We start from the raw sequence: 15,977 nt of genomic DNA, 5'->3' as shown, positions 1-15,977 counted from the left end.
GTCAGATTGCCATCGCTCGACGAACCGCCTCGGTGGACGTGGTGCCGCCCTCACCGGTCGAGGTCACGTGTCCGGCCGCGAGAATGCTGTAATGCTGAGCAGATTGGAGCGCGAAACCGATGTGCTGCTCGACAAGGAGGACACCGAGATCGCCGCGCTCGGTGAGTTCCATGACGGTTCTTTCGATTTCGGCGACCACGTTGGGCTGAATGCCCTCGGTTGGTTCGTCGAGGATGAGGATCTTGGGCTCGGTGATCAATGCGCGGGCGATGGCAAGTTGTTGGCGCTGCCCGCCGGAGAGAAGTCCCGCGCGACGGTCGAGGAGTGTGGTGAGCGCGGGAAACAGATCCAATGCCTCTGCGATGAGTGCCTTTCCGCGTTTGCGCCCGTCGGCGACCACCCGAAGATTCTCGGCAGTTGTCAGTTGTCCGAACGACTGCTGACCCTGCGGTACGTAGGCAAGTCCGCGAGCGACGCGGGCGCTCGGTCGTAGTCCGGTGATGTCCTCACCGTTCAGAAGTACCTTTCCCCGCGTAGGTTTGATCAGACCGACGGCGGCGCGCAGCAAGGTGGTTTTACCCGCACCGTTGTGACCCATGACTGCCGCAACCCCGTCACTGGGAACCAGTAAGGATACGCCGTGGATTACTTCGGTGCGTCCGTAGCCGGCGCGGATGTCGACGAGCTCGAGCATGATTCAGTCCTCCGGGGTCGGTTCGGTGTCGGCGCCGAGATCGGTTCCGGCAGCGGCTGTGCCGAGATAGACCTCTTGCACCTTGGGGTCGGCTTGAACCTCCGCCACAGTTCCTTCGGCGAGTACTTTCCCAGCGGCGAGCACTGTGACGGACGTGGCGAACGATCGCATGAAGTCCATGTCGTGCTCGACCACGACGACGGTTCGTGCACCGCCGATGCGACGCAGAAGGTTTCCGGTCTCCTCGCGCTCCTCCAGGCTCATCCCAGCGACGGGCTCGTCGAGTAGTAGCACGGAACAGTTCTGCACCAACAACATTCCGATTTCGAGCCACTGTTTCTGCCCGTGCGCCAGAATGCCCGCGGGAGTGTCTCTGAGGTGCTCCAAGCCGGTTGTCTCCAGAGCCTCCTCGATCTCGGGGAGCACACCTTTGCGCCTTCGGAGCAGGTTCCACGCCGAGCGACCGGCTCCCGCCGCGATGTCGAGATTCTGCAGCACCGAGAGTTCTTCGAAGACGCTTGCCGTCTGGAAGGTTCGCCCGACGCCGAGGCGGGCGATCTTGTGAACCTTCTTGCCGAGTAGTTGCTCGCCGGACTTCGTGATCGAACCCGTCGCGGGAACGAGTCCGGTGATGGCGTCGACCAGCGTTGTCTTTCCAGCCCCGTTCGGGCCGATGAGAAACCTGAGGTCGCCCTGCATGAGGGTCAAGTCGACGCCGTCGACGGCCTTGAAACCGTCGAAGCTGACCGAAAGGTTCCGTACTTCGAGGTACTCGGACGACATTCCGGCGTTGCCGCCCAGTGCCGGTGTGGGTTCGCTGGTGGCGGTTGTGTTGGTCATGACGACACCTCCACTGGTTCGGGTTGGGAGACCTTGACCGGCGGGTCGGCCGGGGTCTCACGCTTCTTGCGGTGGCGCATCAGGGCGAACAATCCGGCCACACCTGCCGGGAAGAACCCGACCACGACGATGAACATCAACCCTTGTGCGTAGATCCATCCCGAAGGGAGTTTCTCCGAGAATGTCGACTGCGCCCAAGCGACGCCGATCGCACCGAGTACCGGACCCAGAAGCGTTGCGCGGCCACCGATCGCGACCCCGATGAGGAAGGCGATTGACGGAACGATCCCGACGTCGGCGGGGGAGATGATGCCCACGATCGGAACGAAAAGCGCACCGGCGATACCGGCGAGGAACGCCGCGGTCACGTAGGCGACCAGTTTGATGTTCGCCGGATCGTATCCGAGGAAACGTACGCGCTCCTCTTGATCGCGGACGGCGACGAGGAGTTCGCCGTATCGGGAGTTCATCAGCTGGCGAATCAGAGCGACCGATGCGAGAAGAACTCCGGCGGCGATGAAGAACAACATCTGCTTGTTCGCCGGATCGTTGAGGTTGAAACCGAAGAATGTGCGAAAGCGGTTGAGGCCGTTGCTGCCACCGATCGACTGCTGGCCGATCAAGAGGATCGCGAAAGCCGCGGCGAGTGCTTGCGAGAGGATCGCGAAGTATGCGCCCTTGACTCTCCGCTTGAACACACCGAGTCCGAGGAGAAAGGCAACAGCGGCCGGCAGGAAAAGGATGGCGAAGATCGCCACGAATGGCGAGGCGAACGGTTGCCAGTATCCCGGAAGTTCGGTCTTGCCCGCGATGGACATGAAGTCCGGTACCGCGTCGCCCTTGAGTTCGGCATCGGCGATCTTGAGGTGCATCGCCATCACATATGCGCCGATTCCGAAGAAGACGCCCTGGCCGAGCGTGAGCATTCCGCCTCTGCCCCAAGCCAAGCCGATGCCGACAGCGACTATGGCGAAGCACAGGAATTTGGCCAACAGTGACAGCCTGAAGTCCGAGAGCACAGCCGGAGCGATGGCGAACAGCACGATCGCGGCAAGTGCAAAACCGCCCCACACCCGAATTCGGGAATTGTTCAGGATGCTCATACGAGGCTCCTCGTCTTGACTGCGAACAGGCCCTGCGGCCGAACTTGAAGGAAGACGACGATAATGACGAACACGATCACCTTCGCGATCGACGCTGTCGTCGAGTACTCGATGAACGAGTTCAAGATGCCGAGGGCGAAGGCTGCGATCACGGCTCCCTTCATCTGACCGAGACCGCCGACGACGACAACAAGGAAGGCGTCGATCAGATACGACTGGCCGATGGTCGGGCTGGTGGAACCGATGAGTGTCAACGCGACACCCGCGACGCCGGCGAGTCCGGAACCGAGGAAGAAGGTCGTGATGTCCGTACGACGAGAAGAGATTCCGCTCGTCTCGGCCAGATCGCGATTTTGGACGACGGCCCGGATGCGTCTACCCATCGACGACTGCTTCAGTGCGACCGAAAGCGCGATCACCGCTGCGATCGCCAACACCAGAATGAAGATGCGGGTTTTCGGTACCACGGCGCCGAAAATATCGACCCCGCCCGAAAGCCAGCTCGGCGCCGAAACATTGACTGCCGGCGCGCCGAAGATGTCGCGCGCCAACTGCTGAAGGATCAATCCGACGCCGAATGTCACCAACAAGGTATCGAGGGGTCGGTGGTACATCCGCGATACCAGGACCACTTCGAGCACGACACCCATCAGTCCGCCGACGACAAAACCGACGAGCAGAGAAATGATCAACGATCCCGTTGCATTCGAGATCACCTGCTGCACTACGTATGCGGTGTACGAGCCGGCCATGATGAACTCGCCGTGTGCCATGTTGATGACACCCATCTGCCCGAACGTGAGAGACAATCCCAACGCTGCCAACAGGAGAATCGATCCGATACTCAAACCCGTGAACAACTGTCCGATCACAACATCCATGACAGACGCTCCACCTCTCTACTCGTCGATTCCGTCAATTCCGCCTTTCGTCGATCAGCTGCCGAGTCCCTCGGCCCAGGGGTAGTTCTTCAGGTACGGATCCGGCTCGATCGGCTGTCCCGAATCCCAGACCGTGTAGATCAGTCCGTCGGAACGGATTTCGCCGATTCGGGCAGTCTTGGTGATGTGGTGGTTGTCGCCGTCGATGGTGACGAGTCCTTCGGGTGCCTGGAAGGTCACACCGTCGGCGTTGTCCTGAATATCCTTGACCGCAAACGAGTTGGCCTTCTCGACTGTGTTCTTCCAGAGGTAGACGGAGGTGTATGCCGCTTCCATCGGATCGGACGTGGGCTTGTCCTGGCCGAACTTCGCCTTGTACGCCTCGACGAACTTCTTGTTCTCGGGGGAGTCGATGGTCTGGTAGCAGTTCCACGCCGTCAGCTGGCCTTCGACGTTCTGGACTCCGATACCGCCGACCTCTTCCTCCGCAATGGAGACGGAGACGACGGGCATGTCGGCGGGCTTCAGGCCGACATTCGAGTATTCACGGAAGAACGCGACGTTGGAATCACCGTTGAGTGTGTTGAACACGGCATCGGCGTCGGCTGTGCGGACCTTGTTCACGATGGTGGAGAAGTCGGTCGAGCCCAATGGCGTGTAATCCTCGCCCTTGATCTCGATGCCGTTCGCTGCCGCGTACGCCTTGATGATGCGGTTGGCGGTCTGCGGGAACACGTAGTCGCTGCCGACCAGATACAGCGACTTGACGCCCTTCTCCTTCAGGTAATCCAGAGCGGGGATGATCTGCTGGTTGGTCGTTGCACCCGTGTAGAAGATGTTCTTCGAATCTTCCAGCCCCTCGTACTGGACCGGGTAGTAGAGCAAGGAATTGTTGTCCTCGAACACCGGCAGCATGGCCTTGCGGCTCGAGGAAGTCCAGCCACCGAAAACTGCTGCGACGCAATCGCTGCTGATCAGTTTCTCGGCCTTCTCGGCGAACACTGTCGGCTCCGACGCGCCGTCCTCTGCCACGATCTGGATCTTCTTGCCCAGCACACCGCCGGAATCGTTGATCTCCTGCACCGCCAACGAGATGGAGTCGCGGACCGTCACTTCACTGATGGCCATGGTGCCCGAGAGTGAATTCAGAGAACCGACCTTGATCGTGTCCCCCGAGGTGTCGACGCACGACGTAGCCGTCGAATCTCCCGATGCGGTGTCTGTCGCCTTGCTTCCGCAGCCGGTGAGAACCAAGCCCAGCGCGGCGAGAGCGGCCGGCGCGGCAAGGGTGCGCTTCGAGAAGGTTCGCATGTACGGGCCTTTCGTGTCGATGGCTCTGGCAGACAATGGCTCTGACAGATCTGTATCCGGAGTGCGTATACAACGCTGTATTCGTCGAGTGCACAGAGTAGGTGGAAGTTGTTGCGGTGGAATGACTGTCGGTGACAAGTGTGTGTCCGGTGTTTCGATTGGATGTCCAGGACCTCACACCGCAGGTCAGCGAGGGTGCGGTGTTAGCATCGACGAGAAATTGATCAAGCACTCGCTTGACGATCGGAACGTCGGAAGGATCTTCTCGTGCGCTCGACCCGACGGGACGAAATACTCGCTCATGCGGCCAAGCTGTTCAGTGAGCGGGGAATCGCCGCGACGACGGTACGCGACATCGCCGACGAAGTCGGGATTCTCTCCGGCAGCCTCTACCACTACTTCGACTCCAAGGATGCGATAGCCAACGAGATCGTCGTCCGGTTTCTCGAAGACCTCAACGTCAGGTACGAAGACTCGATCGAGTCGGGAGGTTCGGCCCGAGATCGCCTGGCAACGATGGTCTCGGTGTCTTTTGCATCGGCGGTGGATCACCCGTATGCCACGGAGGTCTATCAGGGAGAAGCCATACTTTCGTCGCAACCGGCGGACACGCCCATCACCATCCTGGTTCAGAAGGCACACAGCTACTGGCGATCGGCTATCGCTCGCGGAATTGCCGACGCGGAGTTTCGGGAAGACATCGATCCCGAACAGTTTCACCGTCTCCTGCGTGAATCCGTCTGGTCCACCGTCGCGCAGTATCGCCCGCAGCTTTCCGAGTTGGCGGATGATCTGCAGCGCAATCTGATTTCGGTTTTCCTGGACGGCTTCGCCGCACGTTCCGTCGACGGCGAGCCGGTGGCACGCATTGCGCAGCCCACGACGAAGAAGGAAGCGCAGACCGTATCTCCTGCCTCCGAATTTGCAGAACTCCGCTCTGACTCCCAAATGGCCGAACTCCGTTCGGACGTCGACGAATTGAAGTCCGTCATTCGCGAACTCAGCTCCTCGATCCGGCAGCGGCAGAAGCCGTAACACCGCAGTTCCTGCGCGTGTAGTTCGAATTTTGACTATCGGTGTGACCCAGTGCATACTTCTGTCCACACTCGTAAATCAAGCGCTTGTTTGATTTACCAAGCAGAGTTTGGACGGGAGATTGATGTGAGACTCGGAAAGGCGATTGCCGTCTGCGTGGCAGTGGTCCTCGGGGCGAGCGCGTGCGCATCTGCCGGTGTCATTCCCGAAGACACCATCGTCATCGGTTTGGACGAGGACTCCACCGGGCCCGGTGCGTCGTACAGCACGATCGCCGGCAAGACCGTGCGTATGACTGTCGACCTGATCAACCAGGCCGGCGGAATCAACGGCAAGCAGGTGGAATTGGTTGTCGAGAATGACGAGAGCAGTCCCACCAAGACCCCGTCGATCATTCGGAAGTTGGTCGATCACGGATCAAGTGCGGTCATCCTCGCCACCGGCAGCGGGTCGGTGCTGCAGGCCAAGTCGATTCTCCAGCAGTCGAAGATCCCCGCGATAGCTCCGGTCGTTCTCAGCGACGCCTTTGCCTCGGCGCCCGACAACGACTACTCGTTCATGATTCCGAACTCCTTGAAGCAGTACGCGCAGGTGTACTGCGGGGCTTTCGAGAAGATGGGGTACAAGTCCCTGGGAATTCTCGGTGACGCGAGTGCGTCCATCGACGGAATCATCAAGACCCTGCGGCCGGCGCTCGAGAAGTGCGCGAGAGTGACGGGCGTCGAAAAGGCGCCGGTCGATGCCGCGGACATCACCGCACAGGTCTCACGTCTCGCGGAAACCGAACCGGACGCGATTCTGGTCGCCAGTATCGGCGGGCACTTCGAAATCCTCGCGCACAACACCTTGTCGAAGATCACCCCGCAGACGCAACGCTTCTCACTCGCTTCCATCGGGAACCAGCCCGCATCTTGGGCTTTGGCGGACCCGAAGGCGTTGAGCGGCATGGTGTACATGGGCTCGCTCAGTGAGAACAACCCGAGAACCGCCGAACTGCGTCGCAAGGTCCAGGCGGTTAAGGGGCCTGATTATCAACTGACTGCCTACGACGCACAGGCGTACGACGCCGTCATGATGTTGGCCGAGGCAATCGAAATTGCCGGCGACCACCGAGATCGGACGGCCGTTCGTGATGCTCTTCAACAGGTTTCGGCACTTCCCGCCAGCTTCGGCCAGGACGGATTGACACTGTCGTTCTCCTCGTAGGATCACCTGGCTCCGGACAGCCTCTGCGGACTGGTGCTCGTCGAATTCGGTGAGGACAACAAGCCGGCCCATCCGTGGGATTCCTACCAACCCCCGTGTGGATAACCGAGGAGCCTTGACATGACAGACGCACAACTGTGGCTCGCTGCCATCGAGATCGGTGCATTCTTTTCACTGATAGCCCTCGGAATGTATCTCGTGGTGGTCGGCGCCGATTTCTTCAATTTTGCGATGGGTCCGTATGCGATGGTTGCGGCCATGGCGTCGAGTTGGGTCGCGATCAATTACCGGCTCGCTCTCTGGATTGCCATGCCGCTAGGGATCGCGGTAGCGGTGGCGCTGTCGATCCTGACGGAAAAGCTTGTGGTCAAACAGGTTCAGAAGCGATCGGGTCGTGGGGAACTACCGGCGTTGGTGGCTGTGACCGCAGTACTGTTCGGGATCCAGCAGCTCGCCGGCACTGTCTTCGGCCGAACACCACTTCCCGGGCAGAAGATCTTCGACTTCGATCCGATATCGGTGCTCGGTGCCACCGTCGACAGTTCGACCGTTGTACTCGTCGTCGGAACTGCAGTGATCTTCGTCGGTATCGGACTGTGGCTGAACCGGTCCACCTCGGGCCGTCTGCTTCGCGCCGTCGGCGACAGTCCGGATGCCGCCCGCGTCCTGGGCTTGCCGGTGGATCGGGTACGCCTCATCGCGTTCACCCTCGCGGGTGTGATCGCCGCCGTCGCCGGACTTCTGTTCGCTCCCAAGGCCGGTGTTCAGTTCACGAGCGGTCTGTCATGGACGCTGACGGCATTCATCGCACTCGTCATCGGTGGTACCGGCCGGAGTTGGGCTCCGCTGATCGGCGGAATGGTGTTGGGCGTCGTCCAGGTATTCGCCCCGTACTACTTCGGTGCGAGTGCTGCTCAAACCGCGATTCTGTTGATTGCCCTGGTGTTCTTCGCTTTCCGTCCGGAAGGCTTGCTCTCGAGGAAGGTTCGCGTCTGATGGCCTCGCTTTCTACCAGTCCGCTGACGTCAAATCCGCCCACTACATCCGGCGGTTCCCGGACGAGGATGCTCGCCCTGTCACGAGAAGCGCTGATCACCGTGGTCGTGGTTGCTGCCGTGCTGCTGTGGATGGGGCCGAGTCTGTACCGGCAGGATCTGGTGTTCCTCGCTGCGACGTATTCGCTGATCGCACTCGGCATGTACGTGCCATTCGTGCTCGCGGGATCACTGTCGATGGCGTACAGCGCGTATGCGGCGATCGGCGCGTATGCCGTTGCGCTGATCTCGGTTCGGACCGGGTTGTCGATGTGGTGGGGATGGATTCTCGGCGCCCTCGCCGCTGCAGCGGTTGCAGTACTCCTCAGCTTGGCAACACAGAAACTCTCCGGCTTCTACCTTGCCGCAGTGACCTTGTTGTTCGGTATCGCTTTCGAGCACTGGTTGATCGACGGGCCGAGTTTCACCGGCGGGTCGGCCGGGATCTCGGGTGTCGAGACTGTGACGATGTTCGGCTGGGAGCCACCGCGCTACGCATTGGTCGTGTTCGCGATCTTGTTCGTGTGTCTGATCGCGGTCGCTGTCGATCGACTTCGGAAATCGGTGTGGGGGCTGATGTTGCAAGCTGCCCGCGACAATCGTAATGTCGCACGGTCTTCCGGCGTCAATCCTGCGCATCTGACCGTGGTGGCGCTGGCGATCGGTGCTGCGATCGCGTCGACCGGCGGATCGCTGTTCACTGTGTCGGTGCAAGCTGTCACTCCTGAAACCTTCACTCTCAGTATTGTTTTCCTTGCGATCTTCATGCCGATCATCGGCGGTCGAGGTTCGGCATGGGGTGCGCCGCTCGGTGCATTGATCGTGGTGATCGTGACGCTGAACATGCCCGGGTACCAGGGGAGCGGCGAACTCCTGCTTGCCGGAGCCGTCCTGGTGATCCTCATCGTCGCGCCTGGTGGGGTGATCGGGTGGAGTCAGAACGTTCTGGGTCGAATGAACCGTCTGTACAAGGAGCGTGGCAATCGATGACGCGGTTACTCGAAGTGAGCGGGCTCCACAAGTCCTACGGCGGCGTCCGCGCTGTCGACGATGTCTCGTTCAGCGTCGGACCGGGAGAGGTGATCGGCCTGGTCGGCCCGAACGGGGCAGGCAAGACCACACTGGTGGACTGCATCTTCGGCACACAGCAAGCAGACTCCGGAACCGTCGCGCTCGCCGGTGCTCCCTTGACCGGGCCGTCGGAGCGCCGTGCACGGCAAGGGCTCTCGCGCACGTTTCAACATCCGCAGCTCGCGGCGGAACTCGACGCCGTCGACAACATCATCCCGGGACTGTACGGGCACAAGATCACCTCACCTCTGCACTCGCTGTGGTGGGCGATCAAAGGACCTTTCGAGAACTGGGACCGGACAGCACAGCGGGCCCGGGAGATTGCTGCGCGATACTCGGTCGCCGACGTCGAGAGTGCTTGCGGGGATCTCAGTTTGGGGGCGCAGCGTCTGGTCGAGGTGGCGCGGGCGATGGCGACCGAACCCGATGTTCTCCTGTTGGACGAACCGTTTGCCGGCGCGGATCACGACGGCATCGCTGCCATCTCCGGTGCCGTGCGATCGATTGCCGCGCAGGGCAAAGGAGTAGTCCTGGTCGATCACAACGTCGATCTCATTGCGGCGCTCGCCACCAAGATTGTGCTGCTCAATTTCGGATCAGTGGCGTTCTACGGACCACCGCAGGAGTGCTTGGCCAGCGACGCGATGCGAGAAGTCTATTTCGGTTCCGAATACGAGGAAGGCGCCTGACATGCTCGAACTCGACAGAGTCACAGTTCGATACGGATCCGCTGTCGCCGTCCGGGAAGTCTCCCTTGTCGCCCCCGCCGGTGAAGTGACAGCGATCGTCGGGCCGAACGGTGCAGGCAAGACCAGCTTGGCGGGATCCATCTACGGCTCGGTTCCCGCCACCGGGACAATCAAATTCGATGGTCGAGAGATCCAGAAATTATCGGCACTGGATCGTGTCCGCAGCGGATTTGCCTACGTACCCCAAGGCAGGCAACTGTTCATGCGAATGTCCGTTCGCGAGAACCTACGCGTCGGCGCAGACTTGCTGGGATTGAAAGCCGAAGCCGTGGAAACAGCTTTCGAGAGGTTCCCGATCCTGCGTGAACGCTCCGAGAGTTATGCCGGGGTCCTCAGCGGTGGTGAGCAGCAGATGTTGGTTCTGGGGCGGGCACTTCTTGAAACCCCGAAGGTGCTGCTCCTCGACGAGATGATGACAGGACTGGCACCGAAAATCGTCGCGGAGCTGCGAGCGCTGGTCGGGGGTCTGGCCGCCGAGGGTGTGACCGTCATCGTGACGGAACCGGCACTCACTGCACTGAAATCGGTTGTCGACCGCGGATATGTCATGCAGCGCGGCGAACTCGTCCGCGAATGCGATTCCGCAGCGACACTGGACAACGCGTACAAACAATCGATGGGCGTCCTCAGCGCCGACGGGAGATGATCGACGATCATGCTTGAAACGAAGACACTCGACTTCACCGTCGGTGAATTCGCCACGAATCCGGACCGGTTCGCCGGCGTCAGCATCAGCGAAATGGTCAGGCATTGGTCTGAGACCATCCCGGACGAAACCGCCTTCGTCACTCCGGAATCGAGGGTGTCGTGGAAACAGTACGACGCGGCTGCCGATGCGATCGCGTCGGCGCTGGATCTAGCTGGTGAGGGATACGGACATGTAGCCGTGTTGCTCCCCGACACCGCTGTATTCCATGCGGCTCTCTGCGCAGCATTTCGTACCGGCCGCGTCGCGGTCGGAATCGGTTCGCGCTCGGGCATTCGCGAGATCTCTCATCTGATCGCCCGCTCGGAAGCCTCCGTACTCGTCACCACTCGCACGCTGCGCGGCGTCGATACCGCCGAACTCGTGGCGAGTCTGCGGGCAGAGCATCCCGGACTGGACGTCGTCTTCGCCGACGAACGCGCCGACGTGAGTTTCGAACGCGTGAGTGCAAACGGCGAACTCACCTCGTTGCCGGTCGAGCTAAAGCAGTTCCCCGCAACCAGTCCGTGTTTTGTCACGTCAGCCGTTTCGATGCTGAACTCGACGTCCGGCACAACGGGCCTACCCAAACTGGTCACACAAACCGAGGATCGTTGGGTTGGTTTCTCCGAGATTGCCGCCGAGGCGGCGGCGATCGGTCCGGATGAGGTGTTCCTCGGCGCGGTTCCGGCACCTTTCGGATTCGGCCTCTGGACTTCGCATTTCCTGCCGGCGCTACTCGGTGCTCGCAATGTCGTCATGGAACGCTTCGACGTTTCGGTGATGATCGAGTTGATCGAGCGCGAACGGGTGACTGCTTTGAATTGTGTGAGTACACAATTCAAGATGCTGTTGCGTTCGGAGGCCGCGGAATCGGCCGATCTCTCGTCACTTCGTTTCATGTTCACCGGTGGTGAAGCCGTGCCGTATTCGGAGGCACTGGCCTTCGAACAACGTACCGGAGCGGCTGTCCTGCAGTTCTACGGATCAAACGAAACCGGCGCCGTCTCGGTGACGACGGTTTCGGACGGCTCCGATACCCGACTGAAGACGTGCGGCCACGTCATCGATCGCATGCAAGTTCGTGTATTCGACGATGCGGCAAAGGAAGTGACCGGCTCCGTCCGTCGCGGTCAGCCTGCGGTCAACGGCCCGCTGATGTGCCAGGGTTATTGGGGCGACGTCGATGCAAACGACGAGTTGTACACCGACGACGGTTGGATGCTTCTCGGCGACATCGTCGAGATCGACGAGACCGGGCGGGTGCGTGTGGTCGGGCGCAAAGCCGACATCATCATTCGAGGCGGCAAGAACATTTCCGCGGTCGAGGTCGAGGAGTACGTGCGCGCGCATCCTTCGGTGGAACTGGTCGCCGTGGTCGGAGTCGACGATCCGCTGTTCGGTGAGAAGGTCTGTGCGGTCGTCGTGTCCGCCGATGACGATCTGAGTTCGGTGGACCTGACCGCCTGGCTGCAGAGCCGAGGAGTGACCCGCGAGTACATACCCGAGTACGTGATGACGGTCGCCGAATTGCCGATGGCGGCAGGCGGCAAAGTAGCCAAGGGCGAAGTCAAGGCACTCGCGCAGCGGCGGATCGCTGAACTCGGCTGATCGCGCCTGACAGTACCGGCGCCGCGTTACGCTGATCCGGACATTTTGCCGAGAGTGAAGGAAACCCGATGACGAACCCTTCACCGCATCGGTGGCGCAGGCGCTTGCTGTGGGCTCTGGCAATTGTGTTCGTTCTGGTCGGAGCCGTGGTTCTGGCCTTCGTTCTGAGCCCGAGACCTGGCGCACTCACCGTGCGATGGGTCTTCGATCGTGATGCCGTGAAAGTCACCGAGGCGCTCGAGAAGCACGCGCCCGAAGGCGTCGACTCGATCAAGGACCAGCAGTACCGCGCCGAAGACGACGACGCATACCTGGATGTCTACTTTCCCGCAGCGACGACGACCGCATTGCCTACGGTGATCTGGACTCATGGCGGTGCCTGGATCTCGGGAAGCAAGTCCAACTACGCGCCGTACTACGAGTTGCTGGCCTCTCGTGGCTACACCGTTGTGTCCCTGGACTACTCACTCGGACCCGAGCACCACTATCCGACAGCGGTGCGGCAGCTCAACGACGCTCACGCGTACGTCGTTGCGAATGCGGAACGGCTGCATGTTGATCCGACGACGGTCGTTCTCGCCGGTGATTCTGCGGGAGCGCAACTCTCGAGTCAGCTCGCCACTCTCGTCACTGATCCCGCGTATGCGAACCGTGTGGGCGTGGTCCCGTCGCTGCGGCCGGATCAGTTACGTGGAGTAATCCTGAACTGTGGAATCTACGACGTCGGGAACATGGTCGGCGGACCCGGCATCATCGGTTGGGGGGTTGATCGGTCCCTCTGGGCGTATACCGGGGTGCGTGACTTCATGAGTACCGATGCAGCGGATCAGATGTCGACCTTGAACTACGTCAGCGCTCAATTTCCGCCTGCCTACATCAGCGGCGGCAACGCGGATCCTTTGACAGATTCTCAGTCGAAACCGTTGGCTGACAAATTGACGGGGTTGGGAGTTGCGGTCGACACACTGTTCTATCCGGCCGATCACGTTCCGGCGCTCGGTCACGAGTATCAGTTCGATCTGGACAATGCCGACGGTCTCACTGCCCTCGATCGCACGGTTCAGTTTCTCGACGCACACACCCGCTAGTTGTCGGATGATGCTGAGACGCTGAAGAAATGGTCATTTCAGACAAAGCGCCGCGGGTGTGTTGCCGGGGAATTCTCGACTAGTCCTTTTGGTCTAGCCTGGGTGAATCCGATCCGACCCCAGGAGTTGTTGTGCGCGCGTCTTCCCCCGACAGACGGCGAAGGCGCATTGTCGGAATCGCGGCGGTATTCGTCGTCATTCTGCTGTCCGGGGTAACCGCGGCAATCGTCAGTCCGTGGCCAGGAGTTCTCCTCGTACGGTGGATGTCAGCGGGTGGCTCCGAAGCGACTCACGCACAACTCGACAGGCATGCACCGTCAGGAATCGTCTCGATTCTCGATCAGTCGTACCGCGACGGCGACGACGATGCACAACTGGACGTTTACTACCCGTCGGAGTCCACTTCGGCGCTACCCACGGTGGTCTGGGTGCACGGCGGTGGCTGGATATCAGGATCGAGAACTGATGCCGACGGTTACTACAAACTGTTGGCAAATCAAGGCTTCACTGTGATTTCGGTGGACTACTCACTGGGACCAGATGCGTATTACCCCACCGCAGTGAATCAACTGAACGACGCGTATCGATTTATCGTGAGCAATGCGGACAGGTTGCATGTCGATTCGAACAATCTCTTTCTTGCGGGAGATTCGGCAGGCGCGCAGTTGTCCAGTCAGTTGGCGACGGTCATGACCAGCCCTGACTACGCGTCGGAAATGGGTGTGGAACCGGCATTACGTCCCGAGCAGATACGCGGAGTTGTCCTCGACTGTGGGGTCTTCGATCTGAAACCCCTGCTGTCGCAGGGGAAGTACTTCGGTTGGGGCGTCGACAAGCAGTCGCTGTGGGGGTATCTCGGAACGAGGGACTTCGACGGGTCGACTGCAGTGGGTCAGATGTCGACACTGGGCCATGTGACCTCGGACTTTCCAGCGACGTTCATCACCGGCGGAAATGTCGACCCACTGACCGCCAGCCAGTCGAAACCCATGGCAGAACGGCTCGCCGATCTGGGCGTCGAAGTAGACGCACTGTTCTACCCCGAAGATCACGAGCCTGCGCTGGACCACGAATATCAGTTCGACCTCGATACCGTGGACGGGATGATCGCGTTCGATCGCACAGTCGCGTTCCTACGCAACTACGTGCGTTAGCGCGGTCAGCGAATCACGTAAGGCGAAATCGAACTCCGGTGCTCGCTGATGTCGAGGTCTTTACCCAACGGCGGGAAGGCACGCTGCGGACAGTTGAGGCGTTCGCAGACACGGCAGCCCGAGCCGATCGGAGTTCCCGGATTCGACTCGTCCAGATCCAGACCGTCGCTGTAGACGAGTCGGTGGGCGTGTCGAATCTCGCATCCCAATCCGATGGCGAAGATCTTTGCGGGCTGTCCGTATCGAGCCGCTCGACGTTCGACCGTGCGAGCAACCCAGAGGTATCGGCGGCCGTCGGGCATCTGTGCGATCTGGGGCATGATCTTGCCCGGATAAGAGAACGTCTCGTAGACGTTCCACAGCGGGCACGTACCGCCGCTGGTGGAGAAGTGGAATCCGGTGGCGGACTGACGCTTCGACATGTTTCCGGCACGGTCGACACGGACGAACATGAACGGAACCCCGCGAAGTTTGGGGCGCTGCAGAGTCGAGAGGCGGTGGCAGATCGTCTCGTAGCTCGCGGAATAGAAGGCGGACATGCGCTCGATGTCGTACCGGAAGTCCTCGGCGACGTCGTGGAACTGGCTGTATGGGAGCACGGTGGCCGCCGCGAAGTAGTTGGCCAATCCAAGTCGCGCCAAAGAGACCGACGCTTCGCTGGTGAAGTTGCCTTCGGCCACCAACGAGTCGAGCAGATCGCCGTGCTCGAGGTACGCGAGTTCTGTCGCGAACTTGAAGACCTGTTGCCCGCCGGAGAGCCGTGCGGAGATTTCCAGGACCCTGGTATCCGGGTCGTAACGATGAAGTATGTTCTCGCCCAGGTCGACTCGTCGAACGATCTGCACGCCGTGGACGGTTTCGAGGCGTCTGGCGATCTCGCCGGCGACGTCGCCGCGATGAAAGCGCATCCGGGCAGTGAGTTCTTCGGCCGCGGTGTCGAGATCGTGAATGTAGTTCTGCCGCTGATAGAAGTAGTCGCGCACTTCCTCGTGCGGCATGGTGATCGAACCGCTGCCGCTGCCGTCCGAGAAGCGGTCTTCCGTCGCTGCGGCGAGTTGCGCCGTGGTGTTGCGGAAGCGGCGATGCATGTTGACCATCGCCTTGGCCAGGCCCGGGTGCGTGGAGACCATCTCCGCGATTTCGTGGGCGTCGGCGTCGATGCCCATCTCCTGATCGAGGGCAACTTCACGCATTTCCGCGATCAGGCGCGTGTCGTCCTGTGGGGAGAAGAAGGTGGTGTCGACACCGAAGACTTCACTGATTCGCAGGAGGACCGGCACGGTGAGTGGCCGGACGTCGTGCTCGATCTGATTGAGATAGCTTGCCGAGATCTCCAGCGTCTTGGCCAGCGAAGCCTGACTCAACCCGCGCTCGGTCCGCAGTTGGCGGAGCCGGACACCGACAAAGGTTTTCGACATTTTCCCAGGATACGAGTGACAGTCCGGCTTCGCAAAGGTGGGTTTGCAGAATTCGCACCGGTACCCCCTGTGAGTGGTTGAGGAGTCCTCACACTCC

General features: G+C 60.7%; 15 protein-coding genes. 9 read left to right on the top strand and 6 right to left on the bottom strand.

Annotation, left to right across the window (positions count from 1 at the left end):
- Position 1: 1 nt before the first annotated feature.
- The 5 genes from urtE to urtA are packed head-to-tail and all read right to left on the bottom strand — an operon-like array spanning position 2 to position 4,829.
- Positions 2-694, bottom strand: coding sequence for an urea ABC transporter ATP-binding subunit UrtE (gene urtE, locus QM596_RS23410; RefSeq protein WP_003941544.1), 693 nt, complete (start codon positions 692-694; stop codon positions 2-4).
- Between the two features lie 3 nt (positions 695-697).
- A complete protein-coding gene (urtD, locus tag QM596_RS23405; protein WP_019744448.1) occupies positions 698-1,534 on the bottom strand; it encodes an urea ABC transporter ATP-binding protein UrtD in 837 nt (278 codons plus the stop codon).
- The gene (gene urtC, locus QM596_RS23400; RefSeq protein ID WP_021333894.1) at positions 1,531-2,637 is read right to left on the bottom strand and encodes an urea ABC transporter permease subunit UrtC; all 1,107 of its coding nucleotides are present in this window, start codon (positions 2,635-2,637) and stop codon (positions 1,531-1,533) included. The genes urtD and urtC overlap by 4 nt, the downstream gene beginning before the upstream one ends.
- Positions 2,634-3,518, bottom strand: coding sequence for an urea ABC transporter permease subunit UrtB (gene urtB / locus QM596_RS23395; protein ID WP_003941514.1), 885 nt, complete (start codon positions 3,516-3,518; stop codon positions 2,634-2,636). The genes urtC and urtB overlap by 4 nt, the downstream gene beginning before the upstream one ends.
- Positions 3,519-3,572: 54 nt before the next feature.
- Positions 3,573-4,829: an urea ABC transporter substrate-binding protein gene (gene urtA, locus QM596_RS23390; RefSeq protein WP_283310005.1), complete on the bottom strand. Its 1,257-nt coding sequence runs from the start codon at positions 4,827-4,829 to the stop codon at positions 3,573-3,575.
- A gap of 267 nt (positions 4,830-5,096) precedes the next feature.
- Between urtA and QM596_RS23385 the strand changes: the two genes are divergently transcribed.
- The 9 genes from QM596_RS23385 (at position 5,097) to QM596_RS23345 (ending at position 14,462) form a co-directional block, all read left to right on the top strand.
- Positions 5,097-5,864 carry a TetR/AcrR family transcriptional regulator gene (locus QM596_RS23385; protein WP_283310004.1) on the top strand — a complete coding sequence of 256 codons (768 nt, stop codon included), beginning with the start codon at positions 5,097-5,099 and terminating at the stop codon, positions 5,862-5,864.
- A gap of 126 nt (positions 5,865-5,990) precedes the next feature.
- Entirely contained in the window at positions 5,991-7,070 is a 1,080-nt protein-coding gene (locus QM596_RS23380; protein ID WP_283310003.1) for an ABC transporter substrate-binding protein, read from the top strand.
- A 120-nt stretch (positions 7,071-7,190) separates the two neighbouring features.
- A complete protein-coding gene (locus tag QM596_RS23375) occupies positions 7,191-8,066 on the top strand; it encodes a branched-chain amino acid ABC transporter permease (RefSeq protein WP_283310002.1) in 876 nt (291 codons plus the stop codon).
- On the top strand, positions 8,066-9,094 hold the full coding sequence (locus QM596_RS23370; RefSeq protein WP_283310001.1) for a branched-chain amino acid ABC transporter permease: 1,029 nt from the start codon (positions 8,066-8,068) through the stop codon (positions 9,092-9,094). The genes QM596_RS23375 and QM596_RS23370 overlap by 1 nt, the downstream gene beginning before the upstream one ends.
- A complete protein-coding gene (locus tag QM596_RS23365) occupies positions 9,091-9,864 on the top strand; it encodes an ABC transporter ATP-binding protein (RefSeq protein WP_283310000.1) in 774 nt (257 codons plus the stop codon). The genes QM596_RS23370 and QM596_RS23365 overlap by 4 nt, the downstream gene beginning before the upstream one ends.
- Position 9,865: 1 nt before the next feature.
- On the top strand, positions 9,866-10,570 hold the full coding sequence (locus QM596_RS23360; protein ID WP_020906733.1) for an ABC transporter ATP-binding protein: 705 nt from the start codon (positions 9,866-9,868) through the stop codon (positions 10,568-10,570).
- A gap of 9 nt (positions 10,571-10,579) precedes the next feature.
- Complete coding sequence (locus tag QM596_RS23355) at positions 10,580-12,220, top strand: class I adenylate-forming enzyme family protein (RefSeq protein ID WP_020906734.1); 1,641 nt, start codon at positions 10,580-10,582, stop codon at positions 12,218-12,220.
- 68 nt (positions 12,221-12,288) lie between these two features.
- Positions 12,289-13,308 carry an alpha/beta hydrolase gene (locus QM596_RS23350; protein WP_020968896.1) on the top strand — a complete coding sequence of 340 codons (1,020 nt, stop codon included), beginning with the start codon at positions 12,289-12,291 and terminating at the stop codon, positions 13,306-13,308.
- A 131-nt stretch (positions 13,309-13,439) separates the two neighbouring features.
- A complete protein-coding gene (locus tag QM596_RS23345) occupies positions 13,440-14,462 on the top strand; it encodes an alpha/beta hydrolase (RefSeq protein WP_019744437.1) in 1,023 nt (340 codons plus the stop codon).
- A 5-nt stretch (positions 14,463-14,467) separates the two neighbouring features.
- On the opposite strand, the gene ramB is transcribed toward QM596_RS23345, so the two are convergent.
- Positions 14,468-15,880, bottom strand: coding sequence for an acetate metabolism transcriptional regulator RamB (ramB, locus tag QM596_RS23340; protein WP_019744436.1), 1,413 nt, complete (start codon positions 15,878-15,880; stop codon positions 14,468-14,470).
- Between the last annotated feature and the right edge of the window lie 97 nt (positions 15,881-15,977).

It is taken from the genome of Rhodococcus sp. IEGM 1406 (genome assembly GCF_030056745.1).
GTDB classification, from domain to species: Bacteria; Actinomycetota; Actinomycetes; order Mycobacteriales; family Mycobacteriaceae; genus Rhodococcus_F; species Rhodococcus_F erythropolis.
This window is presented reverse-complemented; position numbering and strand designations above follow the sequence as displayed.

Coding starts and splice junctions, on each gene's coding strand:
- QM596_RS23370 (WP_283310001.1), top strand. CDS start 8,066: ATGGCCTCGCTTTCTACCAGTCCGCTGACGTCAAATCCGCCCACTACA.
- urtB (WP_003941514.1), bottom strand. CDS start 3,518: ATGGATGTTGTGATCGGACAGTTGTTCACGGGTTTGAGTATCGGATCG.
- QM596_RS23365 (WP_283310000.1), top strand. CDS start 9,091: ATGACGCGGTTACTCGAAGTGAGCGGGCTCCACAAGTCCTACGGCGGC.
- ramB (WP_019744436.1), bottom strand. CDS start 15,880: ATGTCGAAAACCTTTGTCGGTGTCCGGCTCCGCCAACTGCGGACCGAG.
- QM596_RS23360 (WP_020906733.1), top strand. CDS start 9,866: ATGCTCGAACTCGACAGAGTCACAGTTCGATACGGATCCGCTGTCGCC.
- urtA (WP_283310005.1), bottom strand. CDS start 4,829: ATGCGAACCTTCTCGAAGCGCACCCTTGCCGCGCCGGCCGCTCTCGCC.
- QM596_RS23375 (WP_283310002.1), top strand. CDS start 7,191: ATGACAGACGCACAACTGTGGCTCGCTGCCATCGAGATCGGTGCATTC.
- QM596_RS23355 (WP_020906734.1), top strand. CDS start 10,580: ATGCTTGAAACGAAGACACTCGACTTCACCGTCGGTGAATTCGCCACG.
- QM596_RS23350 (WP_020968896.1), top strand. CDS start 12,289: ATGACGAACCCTTCACCGCATCGGTGGCGCAGGCGCTTGCTGTGGGCT.
- urtC (WP_021333894.1), bottom strand. CDS start 2,637: ATGAGCATCCTGAACAATTCCCGAATTCGGGTGTGGGGCGGTTTTGCA.
- urtD (WP_019744448.1), bottom strand. CDS start 1,534: ATGACCAACACAACCGCCACCAGCGAACCCACACCGGCACTGGGCGGC.
- urtE (WP_003941544.1), bottom strand. CDS start 694: ATGCTCGAGCTCGTCGACATCCGCGCCGGCTACGGACGCACCGAAGTA.